Raw genomic sequence first — 23,648 nt, forward strand, 5'->3', positions numbered from 1 at the left:
GCCGACAACAAAAACAGAAATCTATCCGCGTGATCCAAAGCTTGAATCAGAAAAATCAGCGGTTTTGCAGAAAAAAGCAGAAGGTAACAAAGATGAGAAACACCCAGAAGTAGGCGATACCCTGCTTTATACAATTAAAACAAAAAACACGGTAGAAGACAGTCTTGTTGAAAATCTAGTGATTTCAGATCAATTACCAAAAGGGTTGAAGTATGTCACCGGGTCCCTTCAAATTGATGGGGAATCTGTCACAGATGTGAAAGACGACGATAGCGGTGACTACACAGATGGAAAGGTTACAGGTTCTTTTGGTGATGTGAAGGACACGGACTGGCATACAGTGACGTTTGAAGTGACAGTTGAAAAGGGACAGGCTGGTCAAGACATTCAAAACACAGCTGAAGTAACTGGCGAAAACACGCCGCCAGATGATCCAACAACGAAAACAGAAATTTATCCTCGTGAACCAAAACTAGCATCTGAAAAGGCTGCAAGTATTCAGAAAAAGGCAGAAGGCAACAAAGATAAAAAGACACCACAGGTAGGCGATACCCTTCTTTATACAATCAAAACAAAGAATCTTGAAGAAGACAGCATCGTCAACAATCTCGTGATTTCTGATGAACTGCCAGAAGGTCTTCAATATGTCGAAGGTTCACTAAAAGTAGATGGTCAAGCCGTCACAGATGCAAAAGATGATGACAACGGAGACTACACAAAAGGTACAGTCACCGCTCAATTCGGCGATATCAAAGAGACCGACTGGCATACAGTGCCCTTTGAAGCGAAGATTGCTAAAGGCCAATCAGGTAAAAGCATTCAAAACACAGCAAAAGTAACAGGCGATAATACACCGCCAGACGAACCAACAACCGAAACAAACATTGATCCAAGAGATCCAAAGCTTGAATCAGAAAAAACATCAGAAATCTCTCAAAAAGCAGAAGGCAATACCGATGAAAAAGAAGTACAAGTAGGCGACACCCTTCTTTACACGATCAAAACAAAAAACACGGTAGAAGACAGTGTCATCAAAGACTTAGTGATCGCAGATAAACTGCCAGAAGGTCTTGAATATGTCGAAGGGTCGTTAAAAGTAGATGGACAAGCTGCCACAGATGCAAAAGATGACGATAACGGAGATTACACAAAAGGCACAGTCACCGGTCAATTTGGCGATATCAAAGATACCGACTGGCATACAGTGACCTTTGAAGCGAAGGCTGCCAAAGGATCTGAAGGGAAAACCATTCAAAATATCGGAGTCGTGAAGGGTGAGAATGTAGATGAGCCAGACAAACCTGAAAACTCAACGACAGTAGAACCACCAAACGTGCCAGAAGTCCCAGCAAATCCAGATCAACCTTCTGAGCCACAACAGGATACACCTGGTCATCATCTTCCGAATACTGCAACAGCAATGTACAACCTTTTACTAGCAGGATTTGCCCTTGTATTAATAGGTGCATCCCTTATTGTATGGAAAAGAAGAAAAAGAAACGGATAATCGTCCATGGTTCAAAAAATCATCTCAACTCTATTGATTACAGCAGGTATTTGTCTTGTGATCATAGGATATATAAGGATCGTTGATGGACAAAGGCAAGTAGATCAATCTTTCCAGTCTGCACAAGCAGCCATTCAGCAAAAGGGGGAAACGGATTCCCCTTTTGTTCCAAAGGCTGGTGAAACCATTGGACTCTTACACATTCCAAAGTTAAACGCTGAGTTACCAATTGTAGAAGGAACAGAAGCAGAGGACTTGGCAAAGGGTGTTGGTCATTATCATGAGAGCAATTTACCAAATGAACAGGGACAAATCGTTTTATCTGGGCATCGTGATACTGTGTTTAGACGAACAGGAGAACTTGTGAAAGGGGATCAACTCGTCATTGAGCTTTCATACGGTCGGTTTACCTATGAAATTGAGAAAACAAAGATTGTAAAAAAAGATGATCAAAGTATTATTACACTACAACAGGAAAAGGAAGAACTTGTCCTGACAACATGCTATCCTTTTTCTTTCATTGGTCCTGCACCAAACAGATATATCATATATGGAAAGCGTGTTTAACCACTGGATCAGCCTGCAACTTATCCTTTCACTAACCGATTAAAGTACTTCATTCCTTGATAAAGAGGGAATTGCCTATATCTAGAGATGCAGGAGGGGGGTCAATTTGTTAAATCAAGACTATGTAAGATATATAGATAACTTTGGAAGAATTGTTCTTCCGACAGATATAAGAAAACGGCTAAAAATTCTTCCGCAAGATTTTATGGAGATTTATCGAGAAGAAGACCAAATTGTGATGAAGCCATATTGGCAGGACAAACCTTGTATCGTCACAGGGGAAGTGACAAACTCCAATAAGGTGCTATCCGGCGGGGTGGTCATCAGTCCAGAGGGAGCGAGACTGCTCCTGCAGGATTTACTGGCGCTTCGCCTGCAAAAAGAGATATAAAAAAAGGCTGTCCTCACCACGTGAGAACAGCCTTTTTTCATCATACTGGATTCAAAATCCGGTTTAAGAATTGTTTTGTTCGTTCTTCCTTTGGTCGTTTGAAGATTTCCTCTGGAGGACCTTGTTCGACGATGACGCCGCCATCAATAAAAATCACTTCGTCTGCTACTTCTTGGGCAAACTTGATTTCATGTGTGACAACCGCCATGGTCCAGCCTTCCTTCGCTAGATCCTTCATGACCTTTAAGACTTCTCCGACAAGCTCAGGGTCAAGCGCAGAGGTAGGTTCATCAAAAAGCATGAGCTCTGGCTGAATGGCAAGTGCACGGGCAATCCCGACACGCTGCTTTTGACCGCCTGAGAGCTGGAATGGATACAGATCCTTTTTATCTTCCAGACCGACCTTTTGCAAGAGCTGAATGGCTTCTTTTCGAACCGTTTCCTTTGGACGGCGCTGCACTTGGACAGGGCCTTCCATCACATTTTCAAGCACTGTACGGTGAGGAAACAGGTGATAATCCTGAAACACCATTCCTGATTTCCGGCGTAGCTTCAGCAGATCAGCTGATTTATTTTTTTTCGAAAAATCAATCGAGAAATCATCGAAGGTAAAGGAGCCGCCATTTGGTATTTCAAGTGCATTTAAACAGCGAAGCATCGTTGTTTTTCCTGAACCAGATGGACCGAGGATGGCCACAACCTGCCCTTTGTTGATCGAAAAATCAATCGACTTTAAAATCTCATTTTCACCAAAGGATTTCTTTAAGCCTTTGACTGTTAGCATGTCGTTCCCTCCTTACCTTGCGACATATCGATCAAGTCGTTTTTCAATTTGATGCTGAACGAGCGATAGAATGAAGCAGAATACCCAATAGATGAGGGCTGCTTCCATATAAATAAACAAGATCTGATCCAAGTTCGCCGCAGCAATCTCCTGTGATTTACGGAACATCTCTGCCACGAGAATTTGGGAGGCAAGGGATGTATCCTTCACCAAACTAATAAATGAATTAGAGAGCGGTGGAATCGATACACGCACAGCCTGCGGTAAAATCACGCGGACGAGCGTTTTGCGATGTGTCATCCCAATGGAATAACCTGCTTCCCATTGCCCTTTTGGAACAGACAGGACGGATGCACGGATAATTTCCGACGCATACGCACCTACGTTTAATGAAAAAGCAATAATGGCACTTGGATATGGATCCAGTGTGATATTAAATGTCGGAAAGAAATAGAAAATAATAAACAATTGCACAAAAAGCGGCGTTCCGCGAACGGCCGACACATAGATGGAGAAAATCCATCTGAGGGCTTTCATTTTAGACATTCTAGCAAGAGCTGTCACAAGCGCGATAAAAATACCAATAATAAAGGCAATGATGGCGAGGGGAATTGTATAATAAATCCCCTGCATCACCATTGGCCAAAAAGATTGCTGAAGAAGATCCCAAGGAATGACGACTCCTAGGATGTTATTTTGTAACATCTTCACCAAACCATTTCTTAGAAATCTTAGCGAGTGTACCGTCTTTTTTCATTTCTTTTAATGCGCCATTCACTTTGTCAACGACTTCGCCGCTGCCTTTTCTGAATGCGAAATACGTTTCTTGAGGATCTCCTGTTTCAAATGCAACTTTTAGGTTTTTGTTACCGCTTGTTTTCAAGTAATTCAATACAGCCAATTTGTCATTGAACGTCAGATCAGCACGTCCTTGCTGAATCAATTGAATGGATTGTGCAAGACCTTCAACGCCTTCAATCTTAGCGCCAGCATCTGTTGCTAGTTTATTGTAGTTACTTGTTAATGATTGTGCTGCTTTTTTGCCTTTCACATCAGATAGTTTCTTGATGTCGTTGTTATCTGATTTTGTCACAACAATAGCTTGAGATGTCGTATATTTATCAGAGAAATCGTATTGATTTTCACGTCCAGTTTTCCCAACTTGGTTCGCTACCACGTCAAAACGTTTTGCATTCAGTCCAGCAAACATACTGTCCCATTGTGTTTCTTTGAATTCAGGTTTTAAGTCAAGACGTTTTGCTACTTCTGTGATGACTTCTACATCATAGCCAGTTAATTTATCTGTCTTTTTGTCATGGAAGGTGAAAGGAGCATAAGTACCCTCTGTTCCGATGGTTAATACACCTTTATCCTGAATGGATTTCCAAAGGTCTCCTGATTCCTTAGACCCAGATTGTTTATTCGCGTTGTCGCTTGCACCAGATCCACATGCCGTGATCAATGCAACACAAACGCCTAAAATAATGGCAAAGAACATTTTTTTCATTTTATTCCCCACTTTTCTTGTTGGTATTTACAACATATGATCTTACAGAGAAGCAACCTAAAAGTAAAGCATTTGAAACTAGCTTGAGCGAATCTCACCAACTTTATGCCCTCAAACGGTCGAACGGACAAACGATAGAACTATACCCAAGTTAAAAGGTGAATAAAACCATACACAAGTTCAAGATGATTAAGATGATTTGATTGGTGGAACGTTAGATAAACGATTCGGGTAAAATATGCTATGATCATCCCAACGAAATTTTCCAATCGATTCAATTGACTTCTAAGAAACAAAAGGGAAGTGTGAACATTTGCATACATCGAAACAAAAACCTGTCATGATCTTAATACACGAAATGGAATAAATGATCATATGAAGAGTATGATCCATTATTTCGACAAAGCTGGATTTGAGGTTTATTGTCCTCATTTATTGGGACCGGCGAAGCACTTCCCTTATGTCAGTGAAAATGAGGCTTACGACTACTTTATGAATAAAGTTGGTTTTGATAAGCCGGTAAAGAGTGTACTGAATCTGGCAAAAGAGTTAAAGACGAAGAATGCCGCGATAGATATATTTCTGCTAGGTTTTAGTGTGGGGGCAACAATTGCCTGGCGATGCAGCCAAAATGATCAGCTGTTTAGAGGAGTTATTGGATTTTATGGTTCAAGGATCAGAGATGACGTCGATCTTGCGCCCGCCTGCAAAACGCTGTTATTTTTCCCGGAGATCGAAGCATCCTTTCATCCCAGGGAGATTGCGAGTGTTTTGGAGAAAAAGAAAAAGCTTTGCGTGACAATAGTAGAGGGAGAGCATGGATTCGCCAATCCTTATTCTGCGGCTTTTCACGCTGAATCTAAAAATCGCTGCTTTCAGGAAATAGATGAATTTATCAAAGTGTGTTTGCTAAAAGCAGAATGACTTGTGACAAAAGTGATCATAAGAACTGTCTAAAATGAGACTCGAAAAGAATGAAACGAAACCAGTGTGCAACGATAAAGTTTCATGCTGGTTTTTTTGTGCAATATTTTAGATATATGGCATCCTATCAAATGGTTTGATCCACCACATAGTTGTGCGAACATTACTAAAATAAAGACTTTGAGACAGTGACCATAGAAGGAAGCATATTTATTATAAAAGATGTATAATTAGTAGGTTGTTTTGAAAATGGAATGAATCACATGGAGACATGTTTTGATAACAGAGCATCTTAGAAGAAGGAGGGCATCATTGTGGATGTTGGACAAAATCAGCCTGAACAATTGAAAAGGGCGATGACCTCCCGCCATTTATTTATGATTTCACTTGGCGGTGTCATTGGGACAGGCTTTTTCTTAGGAACGGGCTATACGATTGGACAAGCAGGACCGGTCGGAGCCGTTCTTTCATATATTGTGGGCGGATTGATCATGTATTTAACCATGCTGTGTCTTGGGGAGCTGTCTGTTGCACTTCCTGTGTCGGGGTCGTTTCATACGTATGCGACGAAATTTGTCAGCCCGGCAGCGGGTTTTGCTGTCGGCTGGATTTATTGGCTCGGCTGGGCAGCAACGGTTGCCCTTGAGTTCTTATCAGCAGGGCAGCTGATGAGGCGCTGGCTCCCGCAAGTGGATGTGTGGATTTGGTGTCTCGTATTCGGACTCTGTCTTTTCTTATTAAATGCCCGGTCAGCGAAAGCGTTCGGGGAGTCGGAATTTTTCTTTTCTACCATTAAGATTATTGCAATTTTACTCTTTATTGGCGTAGGCGGAGCGGCGATGTTTGGGTTTATTGATACAACGAGCGGTGAACCCGCCCCTTACTTCAGCCATTTTGTGAATGACGGGCTGTTTCCAAATGGCCTGCTTGCTGTTGTGGTTACGATGATCACAGTGAATTTTTCATTTCAAGGAACAGAGCTGATCGGGATTGCGGCAGGAGAAAGTGAAAACCCTGAGAAAACCGTTCCCCGTTCGATCCATCAGACCGTATGGCGTACACTTGTCTTTTTCGTCTTATCTATTTTTGTCTTAGCGGGTATGGTGCCTTGGAAGGAAGCTAGTGTGCTGCAAAGCCCATTTGTTACTGTGTTTGAGAGAACGGGCATTCCTTTTGCGGCAGACATCATGAACTTTGTCATTATCATTGCTTTATTATCTGTTGCGAACTCTGGCTTGTATGCATCAACAAGAATGCTGTATTCCTTATCGAAGGAAGGAATGGCAGGAAAAGCATTTAGACGCGTCAATCAGCGCGGTATTCCGATGAATGCTTTACTGCTCACCTTCCTATTTACAGGGATTTCGCTGTTATCCGGCTTCTTTGCAGAGAAAACGGTATTTGCCTGGATCGTGTCCATTGCCGGCATGAGTGCCCAGACAGGCTGGATCACGATTACATTATCGCAGCTGCTTTTCCGTAGAAAATACTTGAAAGCAGGCGGAAAGCTGGAAAACTTAAAATTTAAAACGCCTCTTTATCCGGTGCTCCCGATCATTGCAATTACACTGAATACCATCGTATTGGTCAGTCTTGCCTTTGATCAAGAGCAGCGCATCGGGCTATATGTCGGCGTACCGCTTATGATCATTGGATATGTTGTCTATCACCGCTATGTGAAAAAGCATCAGGCACAAAGTGAGCCGCTGAAGCTGCAAATCAATGGAGATGACGAGATCCGGTTTTAAACCATCAAAAAGAAGCCAACCCAATCGGGAGGCTTCTTTTTTTGATTCAATGAACGCCTTTCATCGCTTTCTTAATCACTGGTGTCAGTAATAGCATCACACCGCATAAAACGATGGCAAGGAATCCGATGATACCGAAATAGACGGTTTCCGGCACTTTATCAAACAGTTTGACTACTTGCGCATTGATCGCCTGTGCCATTGCATTTGAAAGGAACCAAAGGCTCATCGTTTGCGCTGAGAAGGCAGCAGGGGCCAGCTTTGTTGTCGCTGACAGTCCAACTGGTGATAAGCAGAGCTCTCCGATCACGACGAGGAAGAAGCTCAGAACGAGCCATAATGGGCTCACAAGTGTGTTCGGACCGGACATGTATGCAGGAATGATCATGATGATGAAGGATAACCCTGCAAACAAAAGACCGAGTGAGAATTTAATCGGGGTAGACGGCTGTTTCTTCCCAAGTCTGACCCATAACCAAGCAAACACTGGGGACAGCAGCACAATAAAGATTGGGTTCAATGATTGGAACCATGAAGACGCTAGTGTCATCCCAAGGAAATTCAAGTTTGTTCGTTGATCTGCATATGTCGCTAAAATGTTTGAGCCCTGCTCTTGAATCGCCCAGAACATCACGGCAGCAAGGAACAATGGAATATAAGCGAGAACCCTGGATTGCTCCACTGCGCTCGTCTTTTTACTGAAATACATGACAATGAAATAAACAATTGGAATGAGTACACCAAGGGCACTGACAAACCAAGTGAATAGATTAATTGTGAGTGCGCCTGTTTGAATGCCAATGACAGCAAAAATCGCAAGCAAAATCACAACCAATGAACCGTAAATTTTGAAGTTCTTACGTTCGGCAGCTGATAATGGATTGGTCACATAAGTGCCGGCAAGACCAAGGTTCGGTTTTTTTGTGACGACAAATGTAATGAGTCCAACAAGCATCCCAACGGCAGCGAGTGAGAACCCGAGGTGGAAATTCACTTTTTGACCGAGTGTTCCGACAATTAATGGGGAGATAAAGCCACCCATGTTGATCCCCATGTAGAAAATACTAAATCCAGAGTCCCTGCGCGGGTCTGTTTTTGTATACAGGTCGCCAACAATGTTTGAAACGTTTGGCTTGAGAAGACCTGTCCCGATAATAATCAGTCCCATACTAATAAAGAGCGCTGTTGCTCCGCTTGGCAAAGCCAAAATCACGTGGCCAAGCATAATGAAAACTCCGCCATAAAAGACCGTACTGGATGATCCAAATACCCGGTCGGCGAGCCATCCGCCAATCACTCCTGACATATAGACAAGCGCACCGTAGACAGACATGATCGAATTGGCTGTCGTCTGATCAAAGCCTAGACCGCCTTTTGTCACCTCTGTGTACATATAATAAATAAGCAGTGCACGCATGCCATAATAGGAGAAACGCTCCCAAAATTCAGTGAAAAACAGGGTGTAAAGTCCTTTAGGATGTCCAAAAAACCCTTTTTGAGGAACACTTTTAACAATTTTATCGTGGTCAATTGTAGACATGGCATAGATCCTTTCTTAAAAAAAGAGATATGAGAAAAATGATATTCTTGTATAGTTCTTGTGTCAATATAAAACTATTCTAAAACAGGAAAATGTTAGTTCAATAGGCGTAAAGACTCAAAAAATTAAAAAATTCATTGAAGTAAAAATTATCGGAAAGTTATTCCTGAAGAATTTATTTAAAATTTGAAGCAATGTACAAGCAAACCTTTGACACATGCATAGGATGACGAGAGAACATGTGTGAAAAGGAGTGATTTAGGTTGGGGGAATTGAATGAAGCTGATCTAAAAAAACCTGTTGTCAATGTACTAGATTTTGGCGTAATTGCTGATGGGAAAACGGATTGTACAGCTAAGATTAATGAATGTTTAGAATGGACAAAAGCACAGGGGTATTCCCATGTCTGGCTGCCGAGCGGCACGTATTTAATCGATGCGGTGTACAGAGGTGATTCATTTTTTCCTTTTCGAGGTGCGGGTATACGGGTGCCAAGTCATATATGCATTGAGATGGCGTCAGACGCTGTAATAAAGGTAAAACCAAATGATTCATGGGGGTATGCAGCCTTTTATATAGGAAAGGTTCAGCATGTGACCATCCGAGGCGGGCGTATTGAAGGGGATCGTCATGAGCATGTATACAAGCTGCTCCCCGCTGAACGAAGAACCCATGAATGGGGCTTTGGGATATGTATTGAAGGTGCCTCACATGTGGAGGTGAATCATGTCCAAATAAAAAATTGTACGGGAGACGGCATCATTGTCAGTCCCCATGGTTTATTGACAGAGGGTGAACCTTACTCTCCTGCTTCATCTATTGATATTTCTGGCTGCACCATCACAGATTCGAGACGAAACAATATTTCGATTACAGGCTGTGATGGGGTTATTGTGGAGGACTGTCTCTTGGAAAGAGCAGGAGTAAATGGGGTCGAGCCAAGAATGGGTATTGATATTGAAGGCTATGGAGAAAATGCCGTTAATATGGAGGAGCCTTTGAATATTCAGATTCGCAACAACATCGTCAGAGGAGGTGCTGCAAGCTCCATCTATAACTTTAACGGCTATGGTGTGATCATTGAAGGCAATCATACAGATAGCAGTATCTCCTATGGCTTCTCCACCGAAACGATCATTGCCAACAATTTGATTCGTGCAGTAGGAGGAGGTGTGACAAAAGCAGGGATTACGAGCTTAGGCGTCTCACTTGGCCAAACGGAAAACAATGTGATGATTATTGGCAATATGATTGAGGGGTTTGAAAAAGGAATTGATGTGAGAGGAGACAGCGTTCACATTACAGGCAATAAGATTAGTCTTTTTGAAGATGCGGCTGTGTCCGTTTATATGGCGAATCGTATTCTAATAGAAGGAAACCATATTGAATCAGGAACGAATACCGGAAAAAGAAGCGCCTCGCTGCGTATCTATCAATCGGATAGTGTCGTCTTTTCAAACAATACGGTCTACTCTGTTATCGATGCGGCCGTGGTGAGAGGAACGAATATTCTCATCCAGCACAATCAATTCAAAGAATTCAGCAGAGGAATCTGGGTGCAGGAAGGGGAAGCTGGGCTCAACGGCAACCACTTTATTCAAGAAGGACACCCGGAGCTAGATTCTTCGTATACGATCAGTGTCACAGGAAATGCAAAGGCTTTCATCTGGCAAAATCGCTTTAAGCACTATCAAAACTACGCTGTATACAGCAGCACGACGGGGGCATTGGAAATTAAAGATAATTCCTTTGAAGAAACATCCTTATATGTGGTGATGTATATTAAAAATGGTTCACCACAAATTGGAGATAACCGTTTCTATTTAAATCGATCGATTGGACAGCCGACGGCGATCTTTATTGACCAGGCCGCCTCAGCCCGTGTGCTGCGCAATAACATCATCAATATTTCTCCTCAAAAAGCAATTGCCGTCCGCACCGCCAATTCCACTCATTCTGTCATCGCTCACAACATGCTGGAGCGTAGTCAACTGGTGACACATACCACAGACAGGCTCATCGGAAATATTGAGATTGATACACCGTCATGAGTGTTTGAAATCCCTTATTTTGGAGGTTCAGAAGGCGGTTGACAATCCTGTAAAAAGGGCATATAGTAATAATTATTTTTCATTTTTCGCAACATTTGCCCTTTTTTTTATTAATAAAACCGATTAATTCAATCAGAAAAATGTATCTAAGGACTTCGGTTTGATACATTTAGGATATAGAAAGGATGAAGAACAAGTGTCACAGCCGAAAAGGAAGCTCAAGCTAGGCGTATTCATCGCAGGAACTGGACATCACGTTGCCTCTTGGAGACATCCGAATGCAGTACCAGACGCAGCCATGAATCTAGATTATTTTAAACAATTAGCGAAAAAGGCAGAGGAAGGAAAGCTGGATTTGCTCTTTTTAGCCGACAGTTTATCCATTAATCAAACCTCTCATCCGAACGTATTAACAAGATTTGAACCGCTCACGCTACTTTCATCTATTGCTGAGTCTACTTCAACCATTGGTTTAGCAGCAACAGCTTCCACTACATACAGTGAGCCTTTCCATATTGCAAGGCAGTTTGCTTCCCTTGATCATTTATCAGGCGGAAGAGCGGCATGGAATGTGGTCACATCTTCTATTGAAGAAACAGCGAAAAATTTTAGCGGAGAAGAGCATTTAGCACACCATAAACGATATGAGCGGGCAGAAGAGTTCGTCGAGGTCGTCAAAGGTCTCTGGGATTCTTGGGAGGAAGACGCCCTTGTCAGAAACAAGGAAACGGGAGAATTCTTCGAATCTAGTAAGCTTCATGAGCTCCAGCACAAAGGTGAGTTCTTCTCAGTAAGAGGTCCTCTCAACGTATCACGCACGCCGCAAGGGCAGCCCGTGATCATTCAAGCAGGATCTTCTGAAGATGGCCAAAAGCTTGCAGCAAAAACAGCAGAGCTCATTTTCACTGCACAAAACGATCTCGATAAAGCGAAGGAATTTTATCAAAGCTTGAAGGGGAAAGTAGAGGCTGCTGGCCGTGCTAGAGAGGACGTCAGCATCATGCCGGGTATCTTTCCAATCATTGCTGATACAGAGGAAGAAGCCCAAGCGAAATATGAAGAATTACAGGAGCTGATTGTTCCTGAGATTGGACTGAGCATTCTGCAAAATTACTTAGGCGGGATTGATCTGTCTCAGTATCCTTTAGACGGACCGCTTCCAGAGATTGATCCGAGCACGTCAAATGCGGTGAAAAGCCGTTTTGATCTCGTGATGAATATGGCGAGAAAGGATAACCTGACCATTCGCCAGCTTTATCAATCGGTTGCCGGCTCACGCGGTCATAATATTTTCATTGGAACGCCGCAGCAGCTGGCAGATGTGATGGAAACATGGCTTCGTGAAGAAGCAGCAGACGGCTTTAATGTCATGCCGCCGCTCTTGCCAGAAGGGCTGGATGTGTTCGTAGACCGCGTCGTCCCAATCCTTCAGGAGCGAGGCTTATTCAAAACCGATTACACAGGACAAACCTTACGAGAAAATCTTGGATTAACAGAGCCAAAAAATCGCTACACGACATAAGGGTGAGGTGACTAACGTTGGGATACACGTTTCGTCTGGCAACAGAGGCAGATATAGAGGCGCTGCTTGAACTGACAACAAGAGCATACGAGCCAATTCGTGAGCTAGGCATCCAGTTCCAAGCAGCACATGCCGATTTCGCTCTCGTTCAGAAAAATGTACAAAAGAATCTTTGCTATGTGATGGAAGAAAACGGAGAGCTTCTATCCACCTTATCACTCCGTATGCCTTGGGGAGAGCAGCCAGGACCGTTCGGCGTCCCTCATATCTGGTGGTTTGCCTCAGAACCAGCCGCCAAAAAAGGCACAGGCTCAGCCTTGCTGGAATGGGTGGAAACCGAAGTGCTAAGGGATACACTGAAGGTGCCGTACGTGTCGCTCGGTACAGCTGATAAGCATCCATGGCTGATAGAGATGTATGAGCGTAAAGGCTATGTCAGAGCAGGAGAAAAAGATTTAGGCAAAGGTCATATCACGGTTTATTTCAAAAAACAATTAAGATCAGATATCACACAACCATAAGAGGAAGAAGGGTTTACAAACATGAAAAACAAAAAGTGGCTAGTCGTTCTATTTGCAGCAATGCTGGCAGTTTTAGCAGCTTGCGGCGGCAATCAGAGTGAAGGCAAAGACGAAAAAGTGTTAAAAGTAGGCGCTACAGGACAAAGCTATCCGTTTGCTTATAAAGACAATGGCAAGCTTGTCGGATTCGATGTTGAAGTAACAGAAGCCATTGCGAAAAAGCTTGGCTACAAACTAGACTGGCAGCTGAGTGAATTCAGCGGACTGATGGGACAGCTGACGTCTGGTAAGCTCGATACAGTGTCAAACCAAGTTGCCATCACAGACGAGCGTAAACAAACATTTAACTTTACAGATACGTACGCTTACGCAGGAACACAAATCATCGTGAAAAAAGACAACAACGACATCAAAGGTCTTGACGATTTAAAAGGAAAAACAGTGGCGGCGGTTCTTGGCTCTAACCATGCTAAAAACTTAGAGAGCAAAGACCCGGACAAGAAAATTAAGATTAAAACATATGAAACGCAAGACGGCGTATTAAATGAAGTGGCAAATGGCCGCGTAGATGCTTATGTCAACGGACGAAGTGTATTACTTGCTCAAATTGAAAAAACAGGTCTGCCGCTGAAAATCGTAGGCAACCCAATTGTATATGAAGAAGTAGGCTACCCATTTGCGAAAGATAAAAAGCATGACAAACTAAGAGAAGAATTTAACAAAGCCATCAAAGAATTAAGAGAAGACGGGACACTTAAGAAATTGTCTGAGAAATACTTCAAAGACGATGTCACAGTGCCAATTAAAAAATAAAGACAGCGGCGGTGAAGAGCAGACATGAACAAAATTGATTGGCAGTATATGGTGACGGTGTTTCCGACATTGCTTCAATACTTGCCGATAACGATCTTCATGGCGATTGTCTCCATGGTATTTGCCATTATTATTGGTGTGGTATTCGCTCTCATTACGAAAAACCGGATACCTGTTTTATACCAATTTGCCAAGCTGTATATTTCTTTCTTCAGAGCGGTTCCAACCTTGGTTCAGCTCTTTCTCATTTATTTTGGTCTCCCGCAGCTATTCCCTGCGATGACCTCAATGGATGCTTTAACAGCGGTCATTATCGGATTAAGTATTAAAAACTCAGCATACTTAGCAGAAATTTTCAGAGCGGCTCTGAACTCAGTGGATGAAGGGCAGCTTGAGGCATGCTTATCTGTCGGTATGACAAGATGGCAGTCTTACATTAGAATTATTTTCCCGCAGGCCATCAGAAATGCAATTCCAGCGACGGGGAATACCTTTATCGGTCTTTTAAAAGAAACATCTCTTGCCTTTACGATTGGTGTGGCAGAAATGTTTGCACAAGGGAAGATGATTGCATCGGCGAACTATAAATACTTTGAAACCTATTTAGCCGTAGGGATCGTGTATTGGGTGATGACGATCATTTATAGCTTCCTGCAGGACCTGTTTGAACGAAAAATCAGCAAACCTTACCGGAATTAAGGAGGTGTGGACATGATCAAGCTCACCAATTTGAAGAAATCATTCGGCGACCTTGTCGTCTTAGACGGAATCAATCTCGACGTGAAAAAAGGGCAGGTTGTGGCCATTATCGGACCTTCTGGCTCCGGTAAATCCACTTTGCTGCGCTGTTTAAATTTATTAGAAACGCCTGATGAAGGCACGATTGAAATTGGCGATGCGAGGCTCGATGCGTCCAAATATTCACGTAAAGAAGCCCATCACCTGCGTCAACAAACGGCCATGGTGTTTCAAAACTATAATTTATTTAAAAACAAGACAGCACTGCAAAACATAACAGAATCATTGCTTGTGACGAAAAAAATGACGAAGCAGCAGGCGAATGAAATCGGTATGAAACTGCTGAAGCAGGTAGGGTTAGAACAAAAGGCTGACAGCTATCCAGTCACGTTATCTGGCGGACAGCAGCAGCGAATTGGGATTGCCCGCGCGTTAGCGGTTGATCCACATGCGATTTTGCTGGATGAACCAACGTCTGCGCTTGACCCAGAGCTTGTCTCAGGTGTGCTTCAAGTCATTAAATCCATTGCGATCCAAGAAACAACGATGATCATCGTCACACATGAAATGGCGTTTGCAAGAGAAGTGGCAGACCATGTGATTTTCATGGCGGATGGTCATATTATCGAGCAGGGGACGCCAACTGAGCTATTTGATGAAACGAAGAATGAACGGACGAAACGATTTATCCAAAAAGAAGCAGCGGCTGAAGAAGCATAAGCTGCTTTTTATTCTTTAGAGGGGTGAGTGTCTAGTGAAATCAATAGGAAATGAAGATTTAAACAAACGTTTGATTCATATTCGCCGAGCGCTTCATGAGCATCCAGAGCTGGCGTTTGAAGAATATGAAACGACAAAGAAACTGCGCCGCTGGTTAGAAGAAGAAGGGATTACTGTGCTTGATATCCCGGCACTTCAAACAGGTGTTGTCTGTGAAATCAAGGGAGAACAAGAGGGACCGACGATTGCTCTGAGAGCCGATATTGATGCACTTCCGATTGAAGAGGCATCTGGCGAACCATTTTCTTCAAAGGTACCGGGTAAAATGCATGCATGCGGTCATGATTTCCATACAGCTTCTATTTTTGGTTCGGCTCTTTTATTAAAAGAGCGGAAACACGAAATCAGAGGAACGGTCCGTATTTTGTTCCAGCCGGCTGAGGAAGTTGCTCAAGGGGCGAAACACGTCATAGAGGCAGGCGTTTTAGATGGAGTCGATGCAATTTTCGGTATGCACAACAAACCTGACCTGCCAGTTGGCACGATTGGCATTAGAGAAAAAGCATTGATGGCGAGTGTGGACCGGTTTGAAATCGATATTAAAGGAACGGGTGGCCACGCCGGTATTCCAAATCACACGGTAGACCCCATTGCCATCAGCGGGCAGATCACAAGCGCCCTTCAGCAAATCGTCAGCCGCCGCATCAGCTCCTTGCATCATGCGGTTGTCAGTATCACACGCATCCAAGGCGGTACATCATGGAATGTCATACCCGACCGTGTTGAGATGGAAGGAACCGTTCGGACGTTTGAGCCTGAAGTAAGAGCGATGATTCCGGAGCTTATGAAACAAATCGTCAGCGGGATTGCAGAAGGTTTTGGAGCAGAGGCTGAAGTGAGATGGCATCCTTATTTGCCTTCTGTCATGAATGATGAGCGTCTGACAAAGGTGGTTGAAGAAACGGCTGGCTCGCTTGACTTACATGTTGTGCAGGCAGAGCAGTCACCGGGCGGAGAAGATTTTGCTCTTTATCAAGAACGCATTCCAGGATTTTTTGTATGGATGGGGACTAGTGGAACGAGGGAGTGGCATCACCCTGCGTTTACATTAAATGAAGACGCACTTCCAGTTTCCGCTGCCTTCTTTGCTGAGCTTGCCGTTCGGGCATTGGAGTCTCGATCATGGAATTAACAAAACAACTGGCAGAAGCAGTGCTTTCTGCTGATCCGCTTCAAGATGAACGGGCCATTCAAATGGCGAGAAATGCACTGTTAGACGCTGCGGCATCAGCGCTTGCTGCGAAAGGGGATGAAGGGATTCAGAAGCTGATTCAGGTTGTTGAACAGGAAGGCGGAACCGCTCAGATTCCTGTCATTGGACAAGGAAAGAAGGTGAGCCGCCAATCCGCAGCGATGCTGAACGGCTACCTCATCCATGCCCTTGATTATGATGATGTTCACTCAGATGTGAGAGGACATCCGAGCGCGGTCATCATTCCAGCGCTGCTATCACAGCTGACAGACGGCAAAGGGTATGGCGAGCGGTTTTTAGCTGCCTACATCACAGGTGTTGAAGTGATGGCAAGACTTGGCGAATCGATCGGCAAGGCGCATTATGAGCGGGGCTGGCATAATACAGGAACACTCGGAGCCATTGCGGCAGTGTGTGCGATTGGTTATTTGAAACAGGTCACACGAGAAGAACTGATGAAAGCAATCGGCTTTGCCGGAGCGCAATCAGCCGGAATGCGGAAGCAATTTGGCTCTGATATGAAACCATTACAAGCCGGCTTAGCTGCTAAAACAGCCGTTTGGTCTATGGACTTAGCTTGTTCAGGTTTTGGCGGGAATGACTCGGTTCTTGATGGCGCACTTGGTTTCTTTTCACTCTATGGAGATCTGGAACTTGCGGAAAGCCGTTTACTAGAGGGCTATGGTTCTACATGGCGTATCGTTTCACCGGGGCTGTGGTTCAAAGTATATCCATTCTGCTCAGCAGCCCACCATGCAGCAGATGCGATCCAATCTTTAACGAAAGAGCGGGCTTTCTTGCCGGAGCAGGTGAAACAGATCGATGTCATATTCCCGCCAGGCGGAGATGCAGCACTTATTGAGCAGACACCTTTGACTGGAGAAGAAGGACGTTTCAGTGTCGAATACGTCATCGCACTGGCAGTGTTTGGACAGACGCTTACGCTGGATGCCTTTACGAAAAAAACCATTCCATCAGACATGCGGACATGGATGAAGCGGGTAAGCAGAGGATATGATCAAACGATTGTACCTCATTCCGATGCTGTTCCAAAAGGCCGCTTTACGATTGTGAAGCTCACCTTATCTGACGGCACCACCATCAGCAAACGTGTTGATGTTCCGCAGGGAGCACCCGGACACGCGCTATCGACAGATGATATCATGAAAAAATTAAACAGTGTGACAGACGATTCTCATGCCCAGCTTATGCGGCAGGCAGTAGAAGAGGGGAACGATTCTTCCTTTTTGCAGCTTTTGGTATGATCACGAATGAGGCTCATCCATCGGGATGAGCCTCAGCGTGTAGACAAACCCTCGCATTCGTTGTCAGTCCGCGTGCCGGTGCTCACGAATGTTTCATTCGCTCCGCTCCGGTACTCGTCCATCCTAGACTGCAAAGGTTTTCTATCACGCTGAAAAGAAGACAAAGAGCTAAAATAGAGATCATTTTAGCTCTTTGTCAACAATCTGAGGCTCATCCATTGAGATGAGCCTTTCTTTATGGAGTCACAAAATCATAATTTATTCATTCTTGGTAAACGTCAATCCAATATGAGCAAGTGCCTGTGGTAAGTCTTTCCGGATGGTGATGTCTTTAAACGATATATTGGATTGAATCGCACTTAAAGCAAGGTCTTGCTTAATGCCCGTTAAAACTGCCGAAATTCCTAAAAGTCTCAGTGTTTGTGCATAGCTGACCAAATATTGAATGCTTTGTTCATTCAGGCTTTTTGTTCCCGATACATCAATGACCAAATGAGAGAGCGACAGCCTGTAGCTTTCCTGTAAAATGGTTTCCAAAATATGCTGAGCACGTGTCTCTTCGATATCACCAAGCAGAGGAAGCACGGCGACACCATCAACAACAGGTACGATCGGTACAGACAATTGCTTAATCTGCCGGTTAGCACGGTCTAGTTCGAGAACGTAGCTTAATAAAGAAGCCATCGTTTCAAACATATACACATGCTCTTCTGTGAACTGCTTCGGCCTCAAATCAAGTCCACAAATCGTCCCGTAGTTCGTCCCATCTGTAAAATCAATGGGAACCCCAATAAACGAGCCGCTTTGAAGGTGTTTCGTGACCTCTAAGTATTTAGAACGGTCATCCCTCGAAATGTCAGGGATCACAAGTGTATCCTGATGATCGACCGCCAGTTTGCAAAATGTTTTTTCGTAAGGAAGTTCTTCTCCTTCTTCAAGAAGCTGCTCGTCATGATTTAGCACCTTTACAATCTGATTGGTGTTTTGATCATTTTTAGCAATAAACAGTGTATTCACATCAATGAATTGACTCATCATGTTTAAAATACTAGTAGAAGCATCATGAAAATTGCGAAACTGTTTTAATAGTTGTTGACGAGGCATTGTTTTAGGACTCCTTGTAGCTCCGAACATAGGCCGGAACGTATAGTTGATGTGTCTCTATCATACAAAATCAAACAAGAAATAGATACACTTTAATGCGCAAAAACACTCTGATCGTCGAGATGAAAAAGACTGCCGATCCAAAGATCTGGCAGTCTGCTGATTAAAGAGAGACAGGGACAGTAGACATGGAGAAAAATTCCTCATACAAGGCTTGGACAGCTTCTTTTTCTTGCGCCGCTTTGACGCCAAACATCATGCTGACCTCTGAAGAGCCTTGATTGATCATTTCAATATTGACCTTCGCTTTTGACAGCGCCTTTGCCGCTCTTGCTGTTGTGCCAACATTATGACGCATCGCTTCTCCTACAACCATAATCAGCGAGAGATTTCGCTCTAAAACGACCTCATCTGCATCAAGCACGAGCTTCAAGCGGTCTAGCAGCTCCTCTTCAATATGCTGCTCCTCCAGCTGATCCTGCCGTAAAATAATGGTCATATCATCAATGCCAGAAGGTACGTGCTCATACGTAAGCCCGTATTCCTCTAATGTTTGCAGCACCTTACGTCCAAAACCAACTTCTCTGTTCATCAAATATTTACTAATGTAAATGCTGCAAAATCCATTGTCTGAGGCAATTCCAACAACAGGTCCATTTGTATGATCCCGCTGATTTACGATTTTTGTCCCTTTTGCCGACGGGTTGTTGGTGTTTTTAATCTGAACTGGAATACCTGCACGGAAGGCAGGAATAAGTGCTTCATCATGGAACACAGAAAAACCAGCATAGGACAGCTCGCGCATTTCCCGGTATGTCAGCTCTGTAATCTCTTTCGGTTCATGAACGATTGTTGGATTGACGGCATAGACAGCATCGACATCTGTAAAGTTTTCATATACATCTGCCTTCAAACCGTTCGCCAAAATGGAGCCGGTAATATCGGAGCCGCTTCGCGAAAAGGTGACGATGTCTCCCGCTAGACTAAAGCCAAAAAAGCCAGGGAATATAATAATGCCAGAGCGCTCTCTTAATTTGTACAAATGATCATAAGACTCCGGCAGGACTTGCGCTTGGCCAGGCTCATCGCTCACGAACAAACCAGCTTCCTTTGGATTCACATAATGAGCTTCAACACCCTGGTGGCGGAAATAGGCGGCAATGAGCTTAGCGTTATTGTCTTCACCGCTTGCTTTAATGGCATCAAGATAGCACTCAGGGCGGGATGAATCAGCCTGTAATAATGTGTCTAGATCTTGCCTGATGGTATCGATAATGTCTTGACCTAATCCGAGTTCATCCGCTATTGAGGCATACCTCTCGATGACTGCTTCCTTTAAATCATGTGCTTCGCCTAAACGTAAATATTGTTCACCGCAGCTAATTAATAGATCGGTGACCTTCGTATCCGTTGAATGCCGTTTTCCTGGTGCGGAAACAACGACTGCTTTTCGAGCTGGATCTGCTGTTACAATGTCAAATACCTTTTGCAGCTGCTTGCCAGATGCAAGTGAACTGCCACCAAATTTAACGACCTTCAATGCATACATCTCCTATAGTAAAAATTTTCTCACAAATTGAATAGTTCCTATTATCAACTCTTTTCCTTAAATTATCAAGGTTTTTCTTTACTAGAAATACAAATGTGTTTTCAGAGAGGACGATATTGTATGAGTATATGAAAAAAGAGCCGGCCATATGCCGAGCTCTTTTTCTTATGAAGAAGACGAGGAGGAAGATAGCTCCTGCTTCATCACTTTATTCTCACGTTTTTTTTCCTTTAAGAAAAAGGAGAGGACGAGTCCAATGACCGCAATCACACCAGAAATGAAGAATGACGTATTCATTCCATGAACGGCCGATTTTAATGGATTGGCCAATTCTGCATTTGCAGCAGAGGTGCTCATGATGGAAACAAGCACAGCCGTTCCAATGGAACCGCCTATTTGTCTCATCGTGTTATTCATCGCTGTCCCATGAGGGATCAAATGAGGCGGTAAAGAGTTAATACCTGCGGTTGTCAACGGCATCATGATCATCCCAACCCCAATTAAGCGAAGCGTGTAGGCGACCGTAATGAGGGCGATTGATGAATCAAGGGTGAGCAGCATAAACGGCAGGGTGGTAACGGTGAGTATCGTAAAACCGCCTAATGCCAGCCCTTTTCCGCCGACTTTATCAAAAATCCGTCCAATAATCGGTGACAGGAGTCCCATGAAGAGAGCACCTGGCAATAAGATAAGCCCTGTATCAAGTGCAGACAGCCCTCTGACATTCTGCGTATAAAGCGGCAGAATCGTCTCTGTACCAATCAATAAAGCAAAGACAAGCATCCCAAGGAAGGTTGTTAAGCTAAAGATCGCAAATTTAAATACACCAAACTCAAGCATCGGTCTTGTTAAGTTCGACTGGCGCAGGATAAAGAAGAACAAGCTCACAGCGCCGACAATCAGCGAAATGAGAACAGTCGCACTCGTCCATCCATACGTGCCGACACTAGAAAATCCATAAAGCAGCCCGCCGAAACCGAACGATGACAAGATGACAGATAAGACATCAATACGTGTCTCTCTTTGCTGCGTCACATTTTTCATTAAGAAGAAAGCAAGAATGAGATCAATGATACCGATTGGCAGAACAATATAGAACAAGAACTTCCAGCTGAAGGAGTCGACAATCCAGCCGCCAAGTGTTGGCCCAAGTGCAGGTGCGAACGAAATGACAAGTCCGACCATGCCCATTGCCTGCCCGCGTTTTTCTTTCGGGAAAATGGTTAAAAAGATCGTTTGCATCAGCGGCATTAAAATCCCTGCACCGGCTGCCTGCACGATACGCGCAGCAAGTAACACCGGGAAATTTGTTGCAAATGAAGCAAGAATTGTACCGGCTGTAAAGATGCTAAGTGCCGTTAAAACTAAAGAACGGCTTGAAAATTTCTCAATGAGGAAAGCCGTAATAGGGATGAGAATCCCGTTTGTCAGCATAAAGGCTGTTGTAAGCCACTGTCCTTTGCTGACCTCAATATTGAAATCTTCCATGATATGCGGGATTGCTGGAATGAGAAGCGTTTGGTTTAAAATCGCAACGAATGCCCCAACGAGGAAAATCCCAACAATCACAGATCGATTATACGATGTAGTTGATTGGTTCATGTTATCCCTTCTTTATCTATAAAATGATGTTTTTGAGCTGTGACACGTTTTGTGATAAAACGCTGTTTTTGCCTAAATAATCGAGCAGTGAGCTGACTAAAAAGGTTCTCGGTTCATTCTTTGATAATTCTTGATTGAGCAGCTCATACGCAGAGAGGAGATCGTCTTTTTCTTCTCCGTTTGACAGTGCGTGAAGCTCTTGTTTGATCTTCGTTAAGTACGAGATGACAAGTTTTTCTTCATCATATCCGTCCTGTGAGGAAAACAAATAAGATTCCATCAGCTGATCTGTTAACACAGGCTCAATTGAGCAAGGTTTTTTCGATACACGGTCCATCACACCGATAATCATCTCGGCAGCATTTTCTAATTTGATGTTCTTGTGCTCAATCGCCAGCATTAAGATGAATTCTCTCATTAATCCATTGAGAACAATCACGAGATCCCAGACATAAGGAGCGACAGATTCACCATATGTGCTCAAAATTATGTCTCTGTGCCGCTGCATGATAATGGAGCGTGTCTCGCGTAAGTGTTTAATGACAATAGGCGAATGCTGAGAAAAAGCTTCAAAGGACAGCATGTTCAAAAATTTATGATTCTCTTTAAACTCTTCAAGCTCAAGCTTGATCTTCTTTGTGAATTTTTCCTTTTTGGACAGCGTCGTTTCTGAATGAATGATGCGGGAAATCTCTCTCATTTTGCGCTGATTGTATTTAATCAGTTCTAATAGAAGAGCTTCCTTTGAATCAAACAGTTTATAAATAGACGCTTTTGATATTTTACAGGCATCGGCAATTGACTGCATGGAGACACTCATATAGCCTTTTTGAGAAAATAATTTCTTTGAAACCCGCAAAATCTCTTCTTGCTTTTCGTTCATCTTCATAAGTCCTTTCCGAATCGGCGAAACCATAGGGTCACAATGGAAACCGAGTGGTCACTTTTGCTATGATAACAAAACCAATGCCCTAAGACAAGAAAATGAACTTAAAAAAATACCCGTCTGCATGACAGGTATTTTATCCTTCCGCATGTGCGGTATATATTTTTGTTTTGCCGTGAAGTTCGATGACCAAAATGTCTTTCTTCAAAGCAGTCTCATTACTCATAGACGTTTGTGAAGCCATATCGTTACTTGACCGTCAGCTTCAGGTGAATGAGATTGTATGTTGGCACAAAATACGATACATTTATTGTATGACGAATCCAAACCATCCAAATAAAGAAGATATGAGACTGATTTCTGTGCTGCACGCATTGGCTGATCCAATCCGGTTAGAAATTGTCCGCTGCTTAGCAGAGGCGGGGGAGAGGACATGCGGCACGTATGAGATGAATATTGCCAAATCCACGCTTTCCCATCACTTCAAAGTGCTGAGGGAGGCAGGCGTCGTGAAAGTGAGAATTGACGGGAAGCACCGTTACTATTCTTTAAGAAAAGAAGACATCGAGACCGCTTTTCCTGGACTCATGTCATCGATTCTAGCTATAGATAAAAAGCGGTGGTAAGCCAGCTGTCTGTGAAGGGCAGCTGGCTGTT

The 23,648-nt window shown here is 43.6% G+C and carries 22 protein-coding genes; 14 read left to right on the forward strand and 8 right to left on the reverse strand.

Annotated features, from left to right (window positions below):
• The 3 genes from BA81_RS16505 to BA81_RS16515 form a co-directional block, all read left to right on the forward strand.
• A partial coding sequence (locus BA81_RS16505) for an isopeptide-forming domain-containing fimbrial protein (protein WP_034283765.1) occupies nucleotides 1-1,507 on the forward strand: 1,507 nt, incomplete at its 5' end.
• 6 nt (nucleotides 1,508-1,513) lie between these two features.
• The gene (locus BA81_RS16510) at nucleotides 1,514-2,074 is read left to right on the forward strand and encodes a class D sortase (RefSeq protein WP_034283766.1); all 561 of its coding nucleotides are present in this window, start codon (nucleotides 1,514-1,516) and stop codon (nucleotides 2,072-2,074) included.
• A 106-nt stretch (nucleotides 2,075-2,180) separates the two neighbouring features.
• Nucleotides 2,181-2,465: an AbrB/MazE/SpoVT family DNA-binding domain-containing protein gene (locus BA81_RS16515; protein ID WP_034283768.1), complete on the forward strand. Its 285-nt coding sequence runs from the start codon at nucleotides 2,181-2,183 to the stop codon at nucleotides 2,463-2,465.
• 40 nt (nucleotides 2,466-2,505) lie between these two features.
• Here BA81_RS16515 and BA81_RS16520 read toward each other — a convergent pair whose 3' ends face one another.
• From BA81_RS16520 to tcyA, 3 genes are read right to left on the reverse strand one after another with little or no spacing between them, the layout of a single operon-like run.
• Complete coding sequence (locus BA81_RS16520) at nucleotides 2,506-3,249, reverse strand: amino acid ABC transporter ATP-binding protein (RefSeq protein ID WP_024424287.1); 744 nt, start codon at nucleotides 3,247-3,249, stop codon at nucleotides 2,506-2,508.
• Between the two features lie 12 nt (nucleotides 3,250-3,261).
• Nucleotides 3,262-3,954, reverse strand: coding sequence for an amino acid ABC transporter permease (locus tag BA81_RS16525; RefSeq protein ID WP_024427294.1), 693 nt, complete (start codon nucleotides 3,952-3,954; stop codon nucleotides 3,262-3,264).
• The gene (gene tcyA / locus BA81_RS16530) at nucleotides 3,941-4,756 is read right to left on the reverse strand and encodes a cystine ABC transporter substrate-binding lipoprotein TcyA (RefSeq protein ID WP_024424285.1); all 816 of its coding nucleotides are present in this window, start codon (nucleotides 4,754-4,756) and stop codon (nucleotides 3,941-3,943) included. The genes BA81_RS16525 and tcyA overlap by 14 nt, the downstream gene beginning before the upstream one ends.
• 375 nt (nucleotides 4,757-5,131) lie before the next feature.
• On the opposite strand from tcyA, the gene BA81_RS16535 reads away from it, so the two are divergent.
• Both BA81_RS16535 and BA81_RS16540 read left to right on the forward strand, forming a co-directional pair.
• Nucleotides 5,132-5,680: a dienelactone hydrolase family protein gene (locus BA81_RS16535; protein ID WP_227001699.1), complete on the forward strand. Its 549-nt coding sequence runs from the start codon at nucleotides 5,132-5,134 to the stop codon at nucleotides 5,678-5,680.
• Nucleotides 5,681-5,994: 314 nt separating this feature from the next.
• Nucleotides 5,995-7,428: an amino acid permease gene (locus tag BA81_RS16540; protein ID WP_034283769.1), complete on the forward strand. Its 1,434-nt coding sequence runs from the start codon at nucleotides 5,995-5,997 to the stop codon at nucleotides 7,426-7,428.
• A 46-nt stretch (nucleotides 7,429-7,474) separates the two neighbouring features.
• On the opposite strand, the gene BA81_RS16545 is transcribed toward BA81_RS16540, so the two are convergent.
• A complete protein-coding gene (locus BA81_RS16545) occupies nucleotides 7,475-8,968 on the reverse strand; it encodes a peptide MFS transporter (RefSeq protein ID WP_034283771.1) in 1,494 nt (497 codons plus the stop codon).
• 263 nt (nucleotides 8,969-9,231) lie between these two features.
• On the opposite strand from BA81_RS16545, the gene BA81_RS16550 reads away from it, so the two are divergent.
• The 8 genes from BA81_RS16550 to BA81_RS16585 all read left to right on the forward strand — a co-directional run bounded on the left by BA81_RS16550 (nucleotide 9,232) and on the right by BA81_RS16585 (nucleotide 17,850).
• On the forward strand, nucleotides 9,232-11,019 hold the full coding sequence (locus BA81_RS16550; RefSeq protein WP_034283772.1) for a right-handed parallel beta-helix repeat-containing protein: 1,788 nt from the start codon (nucleotides 9,232-9,234) through the stop codon (nucleotides 11,017-11,019).
• 196 nt (nucleotides 11,020-11,215) lie between these two features.
• Nucleotides 11,216-12,541 carry an LLM class flavin-dependent oxidoreductase gene (locus BA81_RS16555; RefSeq protein WP_034283773.1) on the forward strand — a complete coding sequence of 442 codons (1,326 nt, stop codon included), beginning with the start codon at nucleotides 11,216-11,218 and terminating at the stop codon, nucleotides 12,539-12,541.
• Between the two features lie 17 nt (nucleotides 12,542-12,558).
• Nucleotides 12,559-13,062, forward strand: coding sequence for a GNAT family N-acetyltransferase (locus tag BA81_RS16560; protein WP_024427303.1), 504 nt, complete (start codon nucleotides 12,559-12,561; stop codon nucleotides 13,060-13,062).
• 21 nt (nucleotides 13,063-13,083) lie between these two features.
• A complete protein-coding gene (locus BA81_RS16565; RefSeq protein ID WP_034283775.1) occupies nucleotides 13,084-13,875 on the forward strand; it encodes an amino acid ABC transporter substrate-binding protein in 792 nt (263 codons plus the stop codon).
• Between the two features lie 24 nt (nucleotides 13,876-13,899).
• Nucleotides 13,900-14,574, forward strand: a complete 675-nt coding sequence (locus BA81_RS16570) for an amino acid ABC transporter permease (RefSeq protein WP_034283777.1) — start codon at nucleotides 13,900-13,902, stop codon at nucleotides 14,572-14,574.
• Between the two features lie 12 nt (nucleotides 14,575-14,586).
• Nucleotides 14,587-15,333, forward strand: a complete 747-nt coding sequence (locus BA81_RS16575; RefSeq protein WP_025093644.1) for an amino acid ABC transporter ATP-binding protein — start codon at nucleotides 14,587-14,589, stop codon at nucleotides 15,331-15,333.
• A 34-nt stretch (nucleotides 15,334-15,367) separates the two neighbouring features.
• A complete protein-coding gene (locus BA81_RS16580) occupies nucleotides 15,368-16,525 on the forward strand; it encodes an amidohydrolase (RefSeq protein WP_034283779.1) in 1,158 nt (385 codons plus the stop codon).
• Nucleotides 16,516-17,850: an MmgE/PrpD family protein gene (locus tag BA81_RS16585; RefSeq protein ID WP_034283781.1), complete on the forward strand. Its 1,335-nt coding sequence runs from the start codon at nucleotides 16,516-16,518 to the stop codon at nucleotides 17,848-17,850. Before BA81_RS16580 ends, BA81_RS16585 begins: the two co-directional genes overlap by 10 nt.
• Nucleotides 17,851-18,108: 258 nt before the next feature.
• On the opposite strand, the gene BA81_RS16590 is transcribed toward BA81_RS16585, so the two are convergent.
• From BA81_RS16590 to BA81_RS16605, 4 genes are all read right to left on the reverse strand, one after another.
• Nucleotides 18,109-18,954: a GAF domain-containing protein gene (locus BA81_RS16590; protein ID WP_034283782.1), complete on the reverse strand. Its 846-nt coding sequence runs from the start codon at nucleotides 18,952-18,954 to the stop codon at nucleotides 18,109-18,111.
• Between the two features lie 163 nt (nucleotides 18,955-19,117).
• Nucleotides 19,118-20,494 (reverse strand): aspartate kinase, encoded by a 1,377-nt coding sequence (locus tag BA81_RS16595; protein WP_034283784.1) that lies wholly within the window; start codon nucleotides 20,492-20,494, stop codon nucleotides 19,118-19,120.
• Nucleotides 20,495-20,668: 174 nt separating this feature from the next.
• Nucleotides 20,669-22,105 carry an MDR family MFS transporter gene (locus BA81_RS16600; protein WP_034283786.1) on the reverse strand — a complete coding sequence of 479 codons (1,437 nt, stop codon included), beginning with the start codon at nucleotides 22,103-22,105 and terminating at the stop codon, nucleotides 20,669-20,671.
• A gap of 16 nt (nucleotides 22,106-22,121) precedes the next feature.
• Nucleotides 22,122-22,988, reverse strand: coding sequence for a TetR/AcrR family transcriptional regulator (locus tag BA81_RS16605; RefSeq protein ID WP_227001700.1), 867 nt, complete (start codon nucleotides 22,986-22,988; stop codon nucleotides 22,122-22,124).
• Nucleotides 22,989-23,305: 317 nt separating this feature from the next.
• On the opposite strand from BA81_RS16605, the gene BA81_RS16610 reads away from it, so the two are divergent.
• Nucleotides 23,306-23,617 (forward strand): ArsR/SmtB family transcription factor, encoded by a 312-nt coding sequence (locus BA81_RS16610; RefSeq protein ID WP_034283858.1) that lies wholly within the window; start codon nucleotides 23,306-23,308, stop codon nucleotides 23,615-23,617.
• Nucleotides 23,618-23,648: the final 31 nt, after the last annotated feature.

Source organism: Bacillus safensis FO-36b (assembly GCF_000691165.1).
Taxonomy (GTDB): domain Bacteria; phylum Bacillota; class Bacilli; order Bacillales; family Bacillaceae; genus Bacillus; species Bacillus safensis.

Excerpts from the sequence above, each read along its gene's own strand:
- BA81_RS16535 (WP_227001699.1), top strand. The coding sequence starts at position 5,132 with ATGAAGAGTATGATCCATTATTTCGACAAAGCTGGATTTGAGGTTTAT.
- BA81_RS16585 (WP_034283781.1), top strand. The coding sequence starts at position 16,516 with ATGGAATTAACAAAACAACTGGCAGAAGCAGTGCTTTCTGCTGATCCG.
- BA81_RS16605 (WP_227001700.1), bottom strand. The coding sequence starts at position 22,988 with ATGAACGAAAAGCAAGAAGAGATTTTGCGGGTTTCAAAGAAATTATTT.
- BA81_RS16565 (WP_034283775.1), top strand. The coding sequence starts at position 13,084 with ATGAAAAACAAAAAGTGGCTAGTCGTTCTATTTGCAGCAATGCTGGCA.
- BA81_RS16525 (WP_024427294.1), bottom strand. The coding sequence starts at position 3,954 with ATGTTACAAAATAACATCCTAGGAGTCGTCATTCCTTGGGATCTTCTT.
- BA81_RS16570 (WP_034283777.1), top strand. The coding sequence starts at position 13,900 with ATGAACAAAATTGATTGGCAGTATATGGTGACGGTGTTTCCGACATTG.
- BA81_RS16510 (WP_034283766.1), top strand. The coding sequence starts at position 1,514 with ATGGTTCAAAAAATCATCTCAACTCTATTGATTACAGCAGGTATTTGT.
- tcyA (WP_024424285.1), bottom strand. The coding sequence starts at position 4,756 with ATGAAAAAAATGTTCTTTGCCATTATTTTAGGCGTTTGTGTTGCATTG.
- BA81_RS16600 (WP_034283786.1), bottom strand. The coding sequence starts at position 22,105 with ATGAACCAATCAACTACATCGTATAATCGATCTGTGATTGTTGGGATT.
- BA81_RS16520 (WP_024424287.1), bottom strand. The coding sequence starts at position 3,249 with ATGCTAACAGTCAAAGGCTTAAAGAAATCCTTTGGTGAAAATGAGATT.
- BA81_RS16545 (WP_034283771.1), bottom strand. The coding sequence starts at position 8,968 with ATGTCTACAATTGACCACGATAAAATTGTTAAAAGTGTTCCTCAAAAA.
- BA81_RS16575 (WP_025093644.1), top strand. The coding sequence starts at position 14,587 with ATGATCAAGCTCACCAATTTGAAGAAATCATTCGGCGACCTTGTCGTC.
- BA81_RS16610 (WP_034283858.1), top strand. The coding sequence starts at position 23,306 with ATGACGAATCCAAACCATCCAAATAAAGAAGATATGAGACTGATTTCT.
- BA81_RS16590 (WP_034283782.1), bottom strand. The coding sequence starts at position 18,954 with ATGCCTCGTCAACAACTATTAAAACAGTTTCGCAATTTTCATGATGCT.